The organism is Myroides odoratus, assembly GCF_001549985.1.
Taxonomy (GTDB): Bacteria; Bacteroidota; Bacteroidia; order Flavobacteriales; family Flavobacteriaceae; genus Flavobacterium; species Flavobacterium odoratum_A.
The window spans coordinates 1-17,723 of the sequence record NZ_LROZ01000030.1 but is presented as its reverse complement, the minus strand read 5'-3'; the positions used below and the strand labels follow the sequence as shown (position 1 = coordinate 17,723).

General features: G+C 38.2%; 8 protein-coding genes and 2 rRNA genes. 2 read left to right on the top strand and 8 right to left on the bottom strand.

Annotated elements, in window-relative coordinates; genetic code table 11:
* The 3 genes from AWV75_RS17800 to AWV75_RS17790 form a co-directional block, all read right to left on the bottom strand.
* A partial coding sequence (locus tag AWV75_RS17800; protein WP_060875623.1) for a DUF4280 domain-containing protein occupies window positions 1-3,394 on the bottom strand: 3,394 nt, incomplete at its 3' end.
* 192 nt (window positions 3,395-3,586) lie between these two features.
* Window positions 3,587-5,059 (bottom strand): SLC13 family permease, encoded by a 1,473-nt coding sequence (locus AWV75_RS17795; protein WP_060875622.1) that lies wholly within the window; start codon window positions 5,057-5,059, stop codon window positions 3,587-3,589.
* Window positions 5,060-5,222: 163 nt separating this feature from the next.
* Complete coding sequence (locus AWV75_RS17790; protein ID WP_060875621.1) at window positions 5,223-7,592, bottom strand: outer membrane beta-barrel family protein; 2,370 nt, start codon at window positions 7,590-7,592, stop codon at window positions 5,223-5,225.
* A gap of 124 nt (window positions 7,593-7,716) precedes the next feature.
* Here AWV75_RS17790 and AWV75_RS17785 point away from each other — a divergent pair, with 124 nt between their 5' ends.
* Together AWV75_RS17785 and AWV75_RS17780 are read left to right on the top strand one after the other, a co-directional pair.
* Window positions 7,717-9,045 (top strand): sensor histidine kinase, encoded by a 1,329-nt coding sequence (locus AWV75_RS17785; RefSeq protein WP_060875620.1) that lies wholly within the window; start codon window positions 7,717-7,719, stop codon window positions 9,043-9,045.
* Complete coding sequence (locus tag AWV75_RS17780; protein ID WP_060875619.1) at window positions 9,038-9,712, top strand: response regulator transcription factor; 675 nt, start codon at window positions 9,038-9,040, stop codon at window positions 9,710-9,712. Before AWV75_RS17785 ends, AWV75_RS17780 begins: the two co-directional genes overlap by 8 nt.
* On the opposite strand, the gene AWV75_RS17775 is transcribed toward AWV75_RS17780, so the two are convergent.
* The 5 genes from AWV75_RS17775 to AWV75_RS17755 all read right to left on the bottom strand — a co-directional run.
* Window positions 9,709-10,530: a tetratricopeptide repeat protein gene (locus AWV75_RS17775; RefSeq protein ID WP_060875618.1), complete on the bottom strand. Its 822-nt coding sequence runs from the start codon at window positions 10,528-10,530 to the stop codon at window positions 9,709-9,711. The genes AWV75_RS17780 and AWV75_RS17775 overlap by 4 nt on opposite strands.
* On the bottom strand, window positions 10,520-11,110 hold the full coding sequence (def, locus tag AWV75_RS17770; RefSeq protein ID WP_060875617.1) for a peptide deformylase: 591 nt from the start codon (window positions 11,108-11,110) through the stop codon (window positions 10,520-10,522). The genes AWV75_RS17775 and def overlap by 11 nt, the downstream gene beginning before the upstream one ends.
* Window positions 11,111-11,204: 94 nt before the next feature.
* Window positions 11,205-14,465, bottom strand: a complete 3,261-nt coding sequence (locus AWV75_RS17765; RefSeq protein WP_060875616.1) for an AsmA-like C-terminal region-containing protein — start codon at window positions 14,463-14,465, stop codon at window positions 11,205-11,207.
* A 305-nt stretch (window positions 14,466-14,770) separates the two neighbouring features.
* Window positions 14,771-14,880: ribosomal RNA gene (gene rrf, locus AWV75_RS17760) — 5S ribosomal RNA — on the bottom strand.
* A 115-nt stretch (window positions 14,881-14,995) separates the two neighbouring features.
* Window positions 14,996-17,723 (bottom strand): 23S ribosomal RNA (locus AWV75_RS17755); the annotation flags it as partial.

The window sequence follows — 17,723 nt, the reverse complement described above, 5'->3', positions numbered from 1 at the left end:
CTTGTGCAAAAAAATGCGCTTTATTCCAACAAGTATTCATTTCAAAAACCGTCATATAATCAGTATAGGCTTTTGCAATGGCTTCCAGGACAGCTGCATCTGATCCTGGAAATATCTGGAGCAATTGGGCGCTTGTTACAGGAGCCTTACATCTTGGACAATCGGAATGGGAATCAGGTACAACCTCCTTTTTATCCTGCGGTCTACGCTCCACGACAATTGGTATACTGTGTTCCTTAAAAGTTTGGCTAAACACAAATTTTTCAACCAGTTTAAGCTGATGCAGGTAGAGGTAGCCCAATTTATTGTCCTTGTGATAGGTCGCTAGGCGAAGAAGATTTTCTTTCGCTCGTTTTTGAGCCTCTGTACGAGGCAATCCTTCTTCTATTTCCGGTTGAAAGGGCTGCATCAGTAAGTGATCATTAGCTCGATTTCGCTCATATCCTTTAGGAAATAATACCTCCACAGCTGTTTTCTTTACGGTATATGGGTTTTGGTTATACAACGGTCCTTTGGTTTTGGCTTCATAGCTAATTCCTAAATAAAACACACGAGGGGTACTTGCCAATCCCTTGTCTTTTTTATGAGTATTCCCTTTGTAGATCAATTCATCCCCCGTATCTAAGGGATGATAAATTGTATGTTGCCCTTTGGGAAAAGCAAGAGAAAATGAGGTAGCCTTTCGATCTTTAAATTCCAACTTTAAAAAGCTTTGATTGGTATTTTCATATAGGGTTACCGTCAAGGTATCAGGTAAGATTTCATCCTGATCATAGCGCCCCAGTATGCGTACTACTTCAATTTCAATGGGTTCTTTGTACAGTATGGGGCGAATCAAACGGCGGTGATTAGCCGTGTTAAAATAGGCTTCAATACGGTATTTCTTCAGAATATACGCATAAGTATTCACCGTATCCACTGGAAAAACATGACCAAAAAGGGCTTCCTTTTTATCGAATAATTCCCTTTTGACATTCGATAGTCCAATTTCTTCTGAAAGGGTAAAAAAGATCGCGTATTCTTCCCCTTGACCTTCTGGAACCTGACAAGCGAAAGTCTTCCAAAAATCAGAGAAGCTTTTTACCACATGCGTACCTTTCCCTTGGCTGTCAAAATCAACCGTATCGCGAAACAATTCTAATACATCTCGTTCTCGATTGCGAGAATCATACCAATAACAAATTGTCGCTGATTGATCCTCAAAACCTGTAATTTCCAATGCAATAGCAAAGTCTTCATTGAAACTTAAAGTAGGCTGATGTTGATCCAACGCATTGACAAATTCCCAGCGGTTCACTTTTCCTTCTATACACTCAATTTCATGAGTATACGTTTGGTTATTGAATAGCACCTCCAAGCGGTACAAACCAACTTCTTCCAATTGAAGATCCAGCGTAGCTAGGTTAGACTGCAATACAATACCCTCGGTTTGGGTGTGAATAGGATAGATTTCAATCGCTTCTAAGGATTGATTGGCAAGCGTATCTGCTGATTCAGTTGCTTGCAGTTCCTTCAAATCGCGCTGAATGGCTTGTTGAAGTTTTGGATTGGCATAATACATAGACAAGTCAAAACCCGCCTGCTTTTTAGGCCCTTTGACATAAGTTAGCATATAGCGTATTTCACCGTCAACATTGGCGTGAATAATAGAAGCTGGTTGATTTTCTTTTTCAGGGAACACATAGTGAAGCAATCGTTGAAACACATTTGGTTGGTGTAACTCATGAGCTTCCACATATACATCTGCTGTTGGAGATTGATACCCTAAAGTTGTTTCCAAAGTAAGCGTCACAATAGCTTGACGGTAAACTCGATAAACTTGGTTTTGAGTCTTTTGAACAGTTGTCGAAGAGGCATGGCTTGGGCTTAGTGTCAACTGTTCGAGTTGATTAGCCATGACTTGAATGGTTTGTGTCGCTTTGTCTTTTCCTGTCCAAAAATTGCCATATACACACGCAATAACATAGGTACCTTCCGCAGTAAAATCTAGAGTCACTGTTGTATGACGTATAAAATGCTGTTGAAATTGCTTACTACCTGGAGATTGTATCAACCATTTAACCTGTGTTGGATTGATAGTTTGCTTGTTTTGAAGCTCAGCTGTAAATGTAATCCGACTACCAAAGCGAATCCGTTCTACCTGTGGAGAAATCGAGAGTACTGCATTGGCGTATATCTGAAAATATTGAGGCGGGATTGCAAAGCTGCGCTTTGAATTTTCCCAAACCTCCACTTGATAGGTATGGGTATTGGTGCAGGTATACACTGCTTGAATGACAGTACCGACTTGAGTAAATGGATGCTTACCTGCTGAGCAGAAAACAACAGCGGTTTGGGTATGTGAATCTCCTTCTTTTACGCGAACTTTGATTCGCAGTTGATCGACTCGTTCCTGTGACAAGCGAATGGTACTATGCAGTGTAATCTTTACTTGATCTCCAACAACGCGCGTTAATGTTGGGGGTTGATTCAATTCCAACAAGGTAAGAACGGCCTGATTGACCACTTCGATATAGTAGTAAAAAGTGCCGTAATATGTTTTTGTCGCCTCTTCTTTTGGCGTTCGTGCAGCAGATATAAGATAAACACCCGTCTGAGTAGGTTCCCAGCTAAAAGCACGATGGGTGGTGGGATGTGCTTGGTAATTGACGTTTTCTGCCGTTGTTTGAACGTGAAAAGTCTGACCCGTTTTTCCTGCTTCGAAAAGGCTCGAATCACCACAAGACTGTGTGACGCTCCAGCTGATGTACTGCTTGTCTTCTCCTAAAGGTGTACTCGCTCTAAATATCATTTCTTCTCCAAGGCCCACACGCAAAGCACGAGGATTTTCTGGACTAAGCGCACCCCAATGGAGTTCGTCTAAATTCACTAACGTTATACTATCGACATTGGAAACATAGCGGAGCGTTTGAAGACTACTAGCTTCACCAACTTTTTCTTCAATTAAATCATCACAAGTGTTTTCTTCTTCTGCTGTTTCTGTTTCTTGTTGCTCTTGGTCTTCCTCCGCCGTAATAACTTGACCATGGTGATGAATGGAGATTATACCGCCTATTACACATTGTAGCGTACCTGTTTCAGTTAAGATATCCCGTTCTCCAAGAGAAGGAAAATGCGCATTGGCTTCGACCTTCCAAAAACCAAGAGGTTGATACAGACAGCTTTTATCGTACCCTTTTTTGTGCTTACACGTTTTAAAAGGAGAAGGTCCTTCGACAAATTGAGTGTCTTCAATAGTCGCAATGAGTTTATCAACCGCATTCGCATAATACTTTTTATGCGTACTAATCCGCAATTCAGGAAAAAGTGAGGGATTTCCTGTACACGCACATTGAGCACCTGAACAAACGATGAATTCAGAAACAGAAGGCGAAGGGGCGTTTTGTTGTTTCATACTTTTTGATACACCACAACAAGAATCAAACCGAAATCAAGGAACAACGCACCTCAACTTTGTTTTGAATACATAATCGCTTAATTACCTACGTTTTTTTATACAAATAATTGAATCTATCTCCTCGTAGCGACTAGATTTAAATCTTCCCTTTTCCTTTTGGAATCAGACGAAAAAATAGGAAGTTCCTATTTACTTTAAATACTCAAAAAAAGTAGTGAATTCTTGTAGGAATAACACCCATAGAATAATAACAATTGTTCCTACAAAAGCACCAAACATACCTCCTAATCTAAAATCTTTTTGTTTCAACATCCCTGTACCGAAGACAATAGCATTGGGCGGTGTAGAAACTGGTAAAAACAATCCACAAGACGCACAAAGTCCCACAACTAATCCAACAGGTAATAATTGATTACTAGGCAATACAATGGCAGCAATATTAATTAAAATCGTTGCCGTTGCAGTACTACTCATGATATTGGAAAATAAAACTGTGATAACAGCAAAGACGATCATCATAACCACCACATTAAATTCTGCACCTGCTAAAAACTGGGAATAATAGGGAGCTAACAACTCTTTAATTGCAATCCCCAGTGATAAACCACCTGCTACAAGCATTAAGGTATCCCAAGGTAATTTACGTACATCTTCTGCTGTAATGATCCCTAACATGGGTAAAAACATAATAGGTAACATGGCTGCCCCTGCCGTAGGAATATGATACTTTGTTCCAAACATCCACATGCCTACTGTTATCACTAAGATTACAATGACAGCTAAACGCTGTAAGCGCATACTGTTAGTCATTTCCAGCGCCTGATTGGCAAAAGACACATCTAAACCTTTCACTTTTGAAGTATATTTTTTTACTACCGCCCACCAAAATCCGGCTAATAGAATAACAGCAGGAACTAATCCTAAAAATAACCATTGCGTAAAATTCACGGTAAAACCTTTGGTTTTCAATACATCCACAACGATTAAATTAGGAGGTGTCGAAACCATACTAATCATTCCTGCAAAAGTTGCGGCAGCAGGAATACTAATTAAAATGGCCTTAGACATAGGCGAATCTTTTCCTTCTCTTTCAATTAAAGGCATAACCGAAGCTAACACCATTGCTGCCGTAGCAGTATTTGAAATAATAAGAGATAATACAGACGTCACCAAAATAATTCCCAGTACTAATTTATTGGGATTAGAACCAAATATCGCAATGGTCTTTTTAAATAAAGATAAGTCGAGGTTGGTTTTTCGCATTCCTTCACTGAGGAAAAAACCTCCTAAGAAAATCCAGATCACACTATCAGACCACGTAGAGGAAATCTCTTGTGGAGAGATGGTGGCACCTTCAATATTTCCCATCGTATAGACTAAGAAACCAATAATCATGATTCCTACAGCAAAAGGAGGAATCGCCTCAGTTGCCCAGAGTAAAATCGAGAATATCAGAATAAAAAAAGTATACTTCTGTGCCTCAGAAAAAACATCTGGCGTTAAGAAATAAGTACAGAGAAAAGCAAGGAGCAAGGAAAAGAAAAAAATCCCAACACGTGTTTTGATATTCCATACATTCCAAGAAGCTTCTATTAACAATTCACTATAAAAGCGAATCCCAGTTCGTATTTTTCGAATCTGGTCAAAGTAATCAAATTCCATAGCGTTCTATTTTTCAATACAAAGCTACGAAATAACTAACTGAAATCTATTTTAACAATTACACAAATAAAGTTCTTTGTATTTTTCATAAATCAACTCAAATAAAACAACATAAAAAAAGGAAAGCCTTAACGACTTTCCTTCTTATCTTACTAATTCAATTTTACAAGCGATCTTTTTCTTGCATATCCAGTTCTTTACTGCTGTATTTTACCTTTTGGTTACCCAAATTATAGCGTAATCCAATGGCAACTCCTTGTGTATCCATATAATCTTTGAAATAATTATACTGATTAGCATATTGTGTTTTAATAATCTGTCGATCGCTTCCAAATATATTATAGACATATAAATTAGCAGACCATTTCTTTTGGTTAAATTCTCGACTCATAATAAAATCGGTGCGTTGATAGCCGCTAATTCTGAAAGAACCTTGTACCGTTGGCGTGTAAAAATTATAAGTCAACATGGCCTTCCAATTATTTTCTTTATCCAGATTAACCGTTGTATTCAATCGACCTCCAAAGACAAAAGCATCATTTTTATGTAACTCTTTATCTACCCCATAGAAATAATCTTCTTGTTGTTGGAGATAGATAAACGAACTAACAGACCAACGGGGTAAAATTTGATAGGAATAGTTGGCAATCATTCCCATCAATTGGCGTTTATCAATATTGGTATAGTGATAAATCAACATATTCGTTGCATCTTCTTGATATGAAATTTCCATGGATGGATGAATTTCTTTATTGTAAAAGAATTCAATATTCAATTGATCAAAGGTGTAGTTCAAACTAAAATTATGACTAATCGCTGCTTTCAAATCAGGATCTCCCTGAAAGTAAGAGAACAAATTATAGTAACTTTTTGCTGGATTCATCCACGAATAAGATGGACGATCAATGCGCTTACTATATGAAAAACTCAATTGCTGCTGATCTGTGAGATCATACTTTAAATAAGCCGTAGGAAATAATTTAAAATACGATTGATTATTGGCCCCCATTCCTGTACTTCTGGTTTGAATTCCCGTATACTCTCCTCTTACTCCCACTTTTGCTTGCCATTTCTTCCACTGTTTTGTCCAAGAGGTATAGCCTGCCCAATTAATTTCCTGGTAATTAAAAACATTACTTTTTTCTGGATTATGGGAAAAATTCCCTTCCTCTCCATCAAAAAAGTCTAACAAATATGTAGCTTGTACAATGCTGTACTTTCCTCCCAATTCCCATTTCGTTGATTCCTTGTCTACACTATAGTCAATACCTGAAACAGCCAAACGCGTACGTTGTCTATCCTTTGTACCAAAGAAACGCTGATCTTCGGGTTGATCTTTGAAATTTAATTTCGTCAGTACATCTTGGTTATCCTTCTCATTATCATACGTAAAATAAGAGGACCATAGTAAATTTTTCGAAGGACTGAATTTCTTTTCTACCAATGCATATCCCGTATAAGTATCCATGTTCGATCGTTTCTTGTTGAACGTAACGTATGAAGATTCAATTATATTCTCTGGGTTATAAATTGAGGTAGGAATCTCATAATCTCCCTTACTCTTTTCATTGATATAACCATTTCCACCAAATGTAAGTGTCAAGGTAGTATCTACTTTGATATCCATCTCCGCTTGAAAACTATGTTGTCCTTTTATGTTGTTTTTACGCGTCATCACACTACTCCATCGCTCTCCATTTTCATAAAATACATTATCTTCATTGTAGCGTACTCCAGTACCATTGCCAAAAGAATAACTCCCCGAAACATTGATTTTTTCTCCTGTATAGGTATGTTGTGTACTCAGCGTATTATAGGCATAGGTCGTTTGCTTGAAACGCTCTCCAATACTTCCTTTATATCCGAATAGGTTATTCTTTTTTAACTTAATATTGAGCACTGCATTTCCTTGAGCTTCATATTTTGCTGGAGGATTTGTAATTACTTCAATTGCCTCTACTTGTGTACCATCGGTCCCTTCTAACAAGGATTTTAATTGATCTCCTGAAAGCATCACTTTCTTATCGTTAATGGTCACCAAAATACTTTGACTGCCTCTGATGCTCAAATTATCTCCTATTGCATTGACGCCTGGGGTTTGTTTGACAATATCCCAGGCATTTGTTGTAGCTAGAGGTGTATCTTGTACATTGAATACCAAACGATCGATTTCGCGCTTGATTGTTGGTCTTTTTGCCGTGATAACGACTTCCTCCAAAAGGGCATTATCTTCTACTAAATGTACAATCGCGGGTAATCCTTCTATTAAAGGAAATGCTTGGGATTGAAAACCAACATACTGAAATTCAATTACGCTGAAATTTTCTTTTGAATCCACTTGATATTCTCCCTTGTCATCCGTATAAAAAGAAGTAACAACACGTCCTTCCTCATCTTTTAATAACACGGTAACAAAAGCTAATTCCTCTTGTTTAGCATCGACTACTTTACCTTTGCGCAAAACTGTAGATGACTGTCCCTGAACAAGTATGCTCATCATCAAGAGGAAAAACAATACAACAATACGTATCATATACTTTTTATTTTCAAGCAAAGATGAGGCAAAAGGAATTGGATACGGGTTAATGAACGGTTAACGAACGGTTAATGGCTATTGGAGCAATTGTTATCCATATTTTTAGCCTAAATTTGTACCTATGAAGTATTCTAAACCAAAGTATTATCTCATCGCCTTTAGTTTATTCTATCTTTTTTTGATTGGAATAATGATCTTCTATTTTCTTCAAGTACTGGATTTGAAAAGAAAAGAGATTCACAAGATTGCCCATGATAGAATTGATGAAATAGAAGGCCTTCTTGCTTTTGAGAAAAAAACAAAGAAAAAGGATAATGTACTTTATCATGCTGTATTAGACCTACTTCAAAAAAAAGCTACCATAGAAGAAATTCAGGAGCAACATGCTTCTTATTTTGAGTCTACGAGCAAAGATGCTACGCAGAAAATAGATAGTGCTTTTGCTGATTTAGGTTATAAAATGGCTTATCGAATTGATTTGACTCATGTCATTCTCAATTCCACCAAAGAAAATGTCCTAAACGCTCCGGTTACAATCTTAGAAACAGAGCAAAAAATTAGACATGCCCATCGCGTGAATTCTTCTGAATGGGAAGTTGAAGAAAGCAGCAAAAACAAATCCGATGAAACTTGTTTAGATTGCCCTGAAGATTATTCCAATCACTTTATTGTAAAACAGGAAAAGTATATTGAAGTTCTCAATTTCAATAGTATTGCGTTGCGTGAACTTGCGCCCTTACTATTAACTTCCCTCTTCATCTGTATCTTTATTCTAATTCTATACTTCATTACGTATAAAACAATTAAGAAGAAGGAACAAGAAGTTTTAAGTTTACATAATATGGTTGACAATGTTTCCCATGAATTTAAACTACCGATTGCTACATTAAAATACGGATGTAACAACCTAAAACAAGAATACGATTCTCCTACTGTAGCACTAATCCAGAGGCAAATCGATCGCTTAGAACGGTTACAAAATCAACTGGGGGTAGTCGTAGACGCCAACGAACTTCCTTTCAGTCAGGCAAGTTTTATCCAACTTATTGAGGATTTAAAACTCCGAAATCAAGGAATTGATTTTAAAATTTCATGGAAGACAGAAGAAGATATCCAATTGCCTCAAACAGCAATAGAAACGATCATCTTGAATCTTATTGAAAATGGAATTAAATATGGTGGCACACAACTTACCTGTTCCATTCAACACAAAGAAAATAAATTGTATATTGAAGTTTCTGATAATGGGATCGGAATTGAAAAGAAGGAACAGAACCTTATTTTCCGCAAATTCTATCGTATTATACACAACAATGTACACAATACATTGGGCTTAGGTATTGGGTTATATCAAGTGAAACAAATCGTTGACAAATACCAAGGCAATATTCAAGTACATAGTAAATTAAAAGTAGGAACAACCTTTATTATTTGTATTCCCTATGCATAATATTCTCCTTGTTGAAGATGATATAGACTATGGCACCGTAGTGAAACAGTATCTGGAAATTAGTGGTTTTAACGTAATTTGGACTCCCTCTTCCACAGCGGTAGCTGAGTTATTGCAACAGCATCATTTCCATTTGGCCATTTTAGATATTATGCTTCCAGTTAAAGATGGTTTTACCTTAGCCAAGGAAATACACCAAAATCATCCCAACATTCCTTTTTTATTCCTGACGGCTAAAAATCAAAATATTGATCGACTACTGGGTTTAAAATTAGGTGCTGCGGATTATATTGCTAAAACTTGTGATCCTGAAGAATTGAAACTGCGTATTGACAATATTATGCGTCATACTCCCATTGAAACGTCAACCGTTTATCACTTGGGAATCTACACGTTTAACCCTGCGTTATTGCGTCTAGAACATGCAAAGAAGACTTATCAACTAACAGAAAGAGAAAGAGATTTACTGCTGCTTTTTATCCAACACGACCAATCTATTTTGGAACGAGAAGTAATTTTAAATCAGCTCTGGCAAGCGGCTGATTATTTTAATGGACGAAGTTTAGATGTATTTGTAACGCGACTGCGCAAATATTTATCCGATGATGATAATATACAAATTAGCAGCATACGCGGAGTGGGGTTTAAAATTAACTTAGCGCGTTAATCGTAGATAAATTGTTGAAAGAAATCATCTTTTAAAGTGGTTTTATCTTGGATTTGAAGCAAGGCTTGTTGGCTTGTTTGTTTCCATTGATTCTCTTTCGTTTGTTTATATAATTCATAGGCAGTCAACGCATAATTAGCTAGATAATCTGTTGTAGTACCAAAATGCTCCTTGCTCTTTTCAAAATATTCAATAGCCTTATCATATTGCGTATTCATGCGCAATAGGATTGCTTTAATAAGATAGATTTCTTGTTCTCTTGTTGGCGTTAAACCACCTGCATTCTTATATTTTAATAAGGTACGATCTGTATTGACCAATCCTTCTACTATATCACCAATAGAAGTAGCAGTTAAACTCAAACCATAATATCCTTCCGGACTATTGGGAAAGTCGCTTTTAATTTCTTCGTATTTTTTTCGGGCTAACCCTATATTTCCAATACGCAAAGCTGATTCTGCCAGAGCTATTTTAAACGACAAAGTAGGCTGAGTGGCTAAACTATCCGCATAATAAAAATAAGAATAAGCAGCATCGTCTTTATCTTGTTTAGTCAAAGATATCCCGGTATAATAATAAGCATCGCACAAACTTTTATCCAGCTGAATAATCTGAAAGAATATTCTTCCTGCCGTATTGTAGTATTCCGCATTTTCTAAAGCAGAAAAACCCATTTTATACAGCGCATTAATTTCTTGATTCTCCGTTGGACAAGACCATGTTGCATCAGCATAGTTAGGAATCTCTTGTGCAAATCCCCCTATTCCTAGTCCTAATAACCAAGTCAACAATACTATTTTGAACCAGCTATACTTCATACACCAAAGGTGTTTCTAAAGTTGCATCCTCATACTGGCGCTGTGCTTGTTCGTCAATTCGATCTGTAAATAAAATCCCATTCAAGTGATCGTATTCGTGTTGTATAATTACTGCAGTATATCCTTCTACTACTTCTTGATAGTGATTTCCTTCCAAATCAAAATACGTAATTTGAACAGCTAAACTACGGTATACAGCATCATAGCGATCTTCGATAGATAAACACCCTTCTTCTCCTTGTTGCAATACAGAAGAATACCATATAATTTGAGGATTAATAAAAAACTCAAAGGGTTCATTTGCTTTATCAAAACGCTTAACTAAGAATAGTCTTCTATTTAATCCCACTTGAGGAGCAGCAATACCAACACCTGCACGATCGCCATCTGTTACCGTTTTAAACATACGTGCAATTAACATTTTTACGTTGCTATCTTGAGGGTCAATTTCCACACAATTGCTTTTAAGCACTTGTAATTCTTCAGGAATGCTATCCTGATACACATACATAGGTTGCGTTTGATCTCCTTCAAAAATTAAGGCTAATTCTTCTGTCGTTAAGGAATTACTTACTGTCATGTTGGTCTTATTTCGAAATCTAGGGAGTAAAAATACTATTTCTAACGTTAGCAAAAAAAATAAAAGCCAGAGATTACGCTCTGGCTTTCTATATTTAAGCTGCAGGTACTTCTGCTTCTTTTGGTTTTTCTTCTTTGGGTGTTTCTCCTGCAGGAGTTGTACTTTCTCCCTCTGGTGTTACCCCATTTACTTCACTAGCTTCTGGTTGTTCCTCTTCATCTTCCTCATCGTCATTCGCTGCTCTTCCTAAAACTTCACTTGGTTTGTAACGTCCCAATTTGATTTTAAAATTATCCGAAGTACCTTGAATTTTCATCGGAATTCCAATAATTCCCATCGGTGGTAATCCCAATCTAAATCCAATATTCATCTCACCATCCAAACTAATCTGTCCTTCAAATCGCGGTCTAAATCCAGCCATCTTCATACGAGTACGTTCAATTGTCATAACGTTGTCTTGAATTGTAGTTTTGATTTCAACATCTTTTGCCTTTCCTTCTTCTAAAGATTTTGTATTGGTTTCTTTTGCAATGGCTCCAAATAAATTAAATCCTTTGAATTCAATATTTTCTAAGGTCAAAGACCCACCTCCAACTAAAGAACGAAACACAGGAAACATATTTTTGTCTAAATCTCCTTTCAATTTATAATCTAAAGATACCTGTCCATAGGCATCTTTAGCCATACTAACCATTTCTCTAAATAACGTAATTTCTTTATACGCGCGTTGAATATCAAATTCAGAAGCTTGAATAGCATAATCAAATTTTGCTTTTCTAAAGCCTGTAGGTTCATAAGTACCACTCATACTTACTTTTGTTCCAATCAATCCAAAATTGGTATTTTGGAGATCTATCTTTCCTGCATTAACTAATAAGCTTCCCGTAAAGTTATCTAAATTATACTCGGTGTACTTTATTTTCTGAGCGGTTGCATCAAAAAGAATATTTAAGTTTTTAGGTACTTGTATCACTCCTGTCCCAGAAGACGATGCGGTTGCTGCTTTCCCAGAAGTACTTTTCGAATCAAACATCATGAATTCATCTACATTAAAATAAGGGCTTTCAAAAGTAAATTTCCCTCTTAATGTATCCTCTTTCAAAATATAGTCAACAACATTGGTCAAGTATCCTTTCATATTAATTTCTGAACTACCATAGGTAGCCACAAATTTCTCAAAGCCCATTTTTTCTTTAAAGAACTTGAATACACCTTTTTTGATATGCAGGGGGTAAGGAAACATCTCTGAACGAATACGGATATTATCCACTTCAAATTTCCCTCCATTTTTCAACTTATCAAAATCCCCTTTAATTGCATCACTTTGCAACCCTTTTAAGAATAAACTCGTAATAATTTTACCATGAACATCTATACCATCCACTTTAAAAATCTTATAGATATCTCCAATATTAATCGTCCCTTTAGATTGAATATTGTAATTCAGATTATTTAGATTGTACAAACTTGCAGCCAATTGAAAAGGTTCTTTTGCTATTTTAAAATTAATTGGCAAGACCTCAATAGACAAATCATTAATAGAACCTCTAGAACTTTTAATAATCGTATGAATCTGAATATCCTCAATAGGCAATTCTGGCAAACGCTTCAATTGTACATATCCATTATTCAGCTTAATTTCAGTATTGAGCACAGGGAAACGTTTTCGCTTAGGCTCATAGCTTCCTTTTACAGTTCCATCAATCACTAAATTTCCTCGTAATACAGCTTCATCAAAAGGAATGAACTCTTTAATATTCTCAAAGTCAACATTCGCTTCTATACGAGCATCAACATCATATGTAGTCAGATTATTTACTGCAAAATGTCCCTTAACGAAATTATCCATCGCTAATAAGTTCAAATTATCAATACGAAACTTAATATCTTTAATTTTTTCCGTTGGTCCTTCTGCTTTAACGTCAAAACTGATTTCTTTTAAAGCTTGTGGTAAACTGTCCAATTTAAAGTAACCATTGCGAATCATCCCATCAATAGTAAAAGTAGGAATACTCGTAATGACCGTATCGCGTTTTACTGTACGAAGCGTTCGCGTTTCGACAACACCTCTTGCGAATTGTCCATCAACATTACCTTTCAACTGTAAGTCACCTTTTAAATCGAACCCAGTTACTCCTAATGCTTGTTGAATAAGATCTAAATCCATATTCAAATCCATTGCGCTTTGTACGATTGGTTTTTCAAACCCTTTAGTATGTAAAGTAAAATTACTTTTACGCCCCGCAATAGAAAAATCAAGTTGATCAATCAAAATTTCACTTTGCTCCATATCCAAAGAAGGCATTTTAAATTGAAATTTTAACGCCAAATCTTTAATTGGATCCATTACATTCCCATGCTGAATAACTCCATTAGCAATAGCTAAATCCAAGTTAATCGAAGGCATAATCGTATCTAAAGCTAAGAACTTTCCTTCCAGCTTGAATTTTCCGTCTACTACACCTTCAAATTTGGTTTGGTCCAACCACGATTGGTATTCTGGTGGCACCAAAGAAAGAAGTTCATTTAAACTTGCTTGTTCCGTATTGATATCGAACAACATATCATAGCCATTCTCAATAAAACCAAAGCGTCCAATAAAACTCACCAACAAGTCCTTAATTTTCAAATTGTTTTTCTGAAATTCAAAAGTTAATGACTTCGTATCAATTAAAGTTTCTAAATCTGCAAGGATTGGTTTTTCTTTGACATAAAATACATTATCAAAACTAAAATCAAACGAGTGAATGCGAATTTTACTCTTCAGCTGAAACACCGCTTCACTCATATTTCCACTACCTAAGTAATCAAAATTAACAGCGGAAAAATATAAATTCCCTGCTTCATCGCAATAACGCAACAAGGCATTTTTTATTTCCAATCGATCAATCTGTAAATCAAACCCTTTATCATCGTCTTCCACCTCGTCTGTAGGTTTCATGACCATGTAGTTTGCTTCACCTTTCTCATTAACCAATAAATCAATTACAGGAGAATCAATGAACACACGATTAAAACTAATCTTCGAGTCCATTAAACTCATCATATTAATTCCAAGTCCTAATTCTTTAGCCTCTAACAACTTCATTGGTTGCAGAGAATCAACCTGTACGCCTTCGATACTAGGCTTTACAACAGTTGCAGTTAGATAAGGGAAATTCTTAAAAAACGATACATTGATATCCTCAAAGGCTACTTCACCTTCAATTGAATCAGCTAACAATTTTTTAATCTCATCATTAATTGTATCCTTAAAAAAAACAGGTACAATCAGCATCAACCCTAAAATAAAAACAACCAAAGCCCCTAAGGCAATAGCTATTCGTTTAACAACTTTTTTTCCAGAAAACCCCATACTTTAACTCTATACAAATTGCGTACAAATAAACAGATTATTTCACAAATTAAGACACAAAATTAGAACATCTTATTCATTTAGAAAAAGAAAAATATTTTTTTCGCATATAGCGATTATTTTTTATAAGTTGTTTTTGTGAGGGCTGTGCTTTGCTCTTTGTGAAGTGGCGAGGCGAGGCGATGGTGAGAAGGTGAGGTAATTCCGACTTGTGAGGTTTGTGAGAGTTGCTCACCACCACACCTTCTCACCAACAGCTATAAAACAAAAAAGCCTGACTACTTACGTAATCAGGCTTTTCAAAAGAAGGGCGACGACATACTCTCCCACCATGTGGCAGTACCATCTGCGCTAGCGGGCTTAACTTCTCTGTTCGAAATGGGAAGAGGTGAGCCCCGCCGCAATAACCACCCTAAAGCGGTTGTTATAAATTCCTTGCGGATCCTATAACTAATTCGGTATATTATAACGTAACAAATACTTACTTCATTTTAGAAAGTTGCCCTCCCTCTACTCTAAAGTAGAGGGAGTACACATAAGCTTACGAGCTATTAGTACTACTTGACTATGACATTACTGCCTTTACATCTATAGCCTATCAACGTTGTCATCTTCAACGGCTCTTTAAAGAAATCTCATCTTGTGGTGGGTTTCGCACTTATATGCTTTCAGCGCTTATCCCTGCCCAACGTAGCTACTCTGCGATGCCCCTGGCGAGACAACAGATGCACTAGAGGTTGGTCCAATTCGGTCCTCTCGTACTAGAATCAGATCCACTCAAATTTCTAACGCCCACAGTAGATAGAGACCGAACTGTCTCACGACGTTCTGAACCCAGCTCGCGTGCCACTTTAATGGGCGAACAGCCCAACCCTTGGGACCTTCTCCAGCCCCAGGATGTGACGAGCCGACATCGAGGTGCCAAACCCCCCCGTCGATATGAGCTCTTGGGGGAGATCAGCCTGTTATCCCCGGCGTACCTTTTATCCTTTGAGCGATGGCCCTTCCATGCGGAACCACCGGATCACTATGCTCTACTTTCGTACCTGATCGACTTGTTAGTCTCCCAGTCAAGCTCCCTTATGCCATTGCACTCTACGCACGGTTACCAAGCGTGCTGAGGGAACCTTTAGAAGCCTCCGTTACTCTTTTGGAGGCGACCACCCCAGTCAAACTACCCACCAAGCAATGTCCTCTGCAATGCAGAGTTAGATCTCAAATAAGCAAAGGGTGGTATTTCAACAATGACTAACCTACGCCTGGCGACGCAGGATCGAAGTCTCCCACCTATCCTACACATCACTTATCCAAGAACAATACTAAGCTATAGTAAAGGTGCACAGGGTCTTTTCGTCCCACTGCGGGTAATCGGCATCTTCACCGATACTACAATTTCACCGAGCTCATGGCTGAGACAGTGTCCAGATCGTTACACCATTCGTGCAGGTCGGAACTTACCCGACAAGGAATTTCGCTACCTTAGGACCGTTATAGTTACGGCCGCCGTTTACTGGGGCTTCAATTCAATGCTTCTTCTTGCGAATAACATCTCCTCTTAACCTTCCAGCACCGGGCAGGTGTCAGGCCCTATACTTCATCTTACGATTTTGCAGAGCCCTGTGTTTTTGATAAACAGTCGCCTGGACCTTTTCACTGCGGCCAGCTTGCGCTGGCGACCTTTCTCCCGAAGTTACAGGTCTATTTTGCCTAGTTCCTTAGCCATGAATCTCTCGAGCGCCTTAGGATACTCTCCTCGACTACCTGTGTCGGTTTACGGTACGGGTACTAATAATCTAAGTTTAGAAGCTTTTCTTGACAGCCCTTAGGCACACTATCTCGTTGTTCGAAAACGCTGAGTACTATCGCATTTCTCCATCCCCTACGCATTTTACTATAGGGAATATAGGTACGTGCTTCAACGAACTATTCCGTCAGTTCGCGGTGCTTTCATCACTGTGTCACTCCATCACAATTATTAGTAGTACGGGAATATTAACCCGTTGGCCATCGACGTCCCCCTTCGGGTGTGCCTTAGGTCCCGACTAACCCTAAGCTGATTAGCATAGCTCAGGAAACCTTAGTCTTACGGCGGGGGTGTTTCTCGCACCCCTTATCGTTACTTATGCCTACATTTTCTTTTCTATAAACTCCACCATACCTCACAGTACGGCTTCTATGTCGATAGAATGCTCCCCTACCACTCACGTCTAAAACGTAAATCCATAGCTTCGGTAGTATACTTATGCCCGATTATTATCCATGCTCGATCGCTCGACTAGTGAGCTGTTACGCACTCTTTAAATGAATGGCTGCTTCCAAGCCAACATCCTAGCTGTCTGGGCAATCAAACCGCGTTTTTTCAACTTAGCATACATTTGGGGACCTTAGCTGATGGTCTGGGTTCTTTCCCTCTCGGACATGGACCTTAGCACCCATGCCCTCACTGATGATTATCATTAATTAGCATTCGGAGTTTGTCAGGAATTGGTAGGCGGTGAAGCCCCCGCATCCAATCAGTAGCTCTACCTCTAAGTAACTATGATCATCGCTGCACCTAAATGCATTTCGGGGAGTACGAGCTATTTCCGAGTTTGATTGGCCTTTCACCCCTACCCACAGGTCATCCGAAAACTTTTCAGCGTTAAACGGTTCGGTCCTCCATTTAGTGTTACCTAAACTTCAACCTGCCCATGGGTAGATCACACGGTTTCGCGTCTACCACTACTGACTAAAGCGCCCTATTAAGACTCGCTTTCGCTACGGATCCATGACTTAATCACTTATCCTCGCCAGCAACGGTAACTCGTAGGCTCATTATGCAAAAGGCACGCCGTCACCCAACGAATGGGCTCCGACCGCTTGTAGGCGTATGGTTTCAGGATCTATTTCACTCCGTTATTCACGGTTCTTTTCACCTTTCCCTCACGGTACTGGTTCACTATCGGTCTCTCAGGAGTATTTAGCCTTAGCGGATGGTCCCGCCAGTTTCAATCAGGGTTTCACGTGCCCCGACCTACTCAGGATACCACTATCCTTATCTTCTCTTACTTATACGGGACTATCACCCTCTTCGGTTTACCTTTCCAGGTAATTCTAATTCAATCCGCAAGAAATATCGTGGTCCTACAACCCCAATATTGCCGTAACAACATTGGTTTGGGCTATTCCGCGTTCGCTCGCCACTACTAGCGGAATCACTTTTGTTTTCTTCTCCTCTGCCTACTTAGATGTTTCAGTTCAGCAGGTTCGCCTCCTATT

Bases quoted from the DNA above. Each gene is read 5' to 3' on its own strand.
- AWV75_RS17780 (WP_060875619.1), top strand. From the start codon at position 9,038: ATGCATAATATTCTCCTTGTTGAAGATGATATAGACTATGGCACCGTA.
- AWV75_RS17785 (WP_060875620.1), top strand. From the start codon at position 7,717: ATGAAGTATTCTAAACCAAAGTATTATCTCATCGCCTTTAGTTTATTC.
- def (WP_060875617.1), bottom strand. From the start codon at position 11,110: ATGACAGTAAGTAATTCCTTAACGACAGAAGAATTAGCCTTAATTTTT.
- AWV75_RS17765 (WP_060875616.1), bottom strand. From the start codon at position 14,465: ATGGGGTTTTCTGGAAAAAAAGTTGTTAAACGAATAGCTATTGCCTTA.
- AWV75_RS17775 (WP_060875618.1), bottom strand. From the start codon at position 10,530: ATGAAGTATAGCTGGTTCAAAATAGTATTGTTGACTTGGTTATTAGGA.
- AWV75_RS17790 (WP_060875621.1), bottom strand. From the start codon at position 7,592: ATGATACGTATTGTTGTATTGTTTTTCCTCTTGATGATGAGCATACTT.
- AWV75_RS17795 (WP_060875622.1), bottom strand. From the start codon at position 5,059: ATGGAATTTGATTACTTTGACCAGATTCGAAAAATACGAACTGGGATT.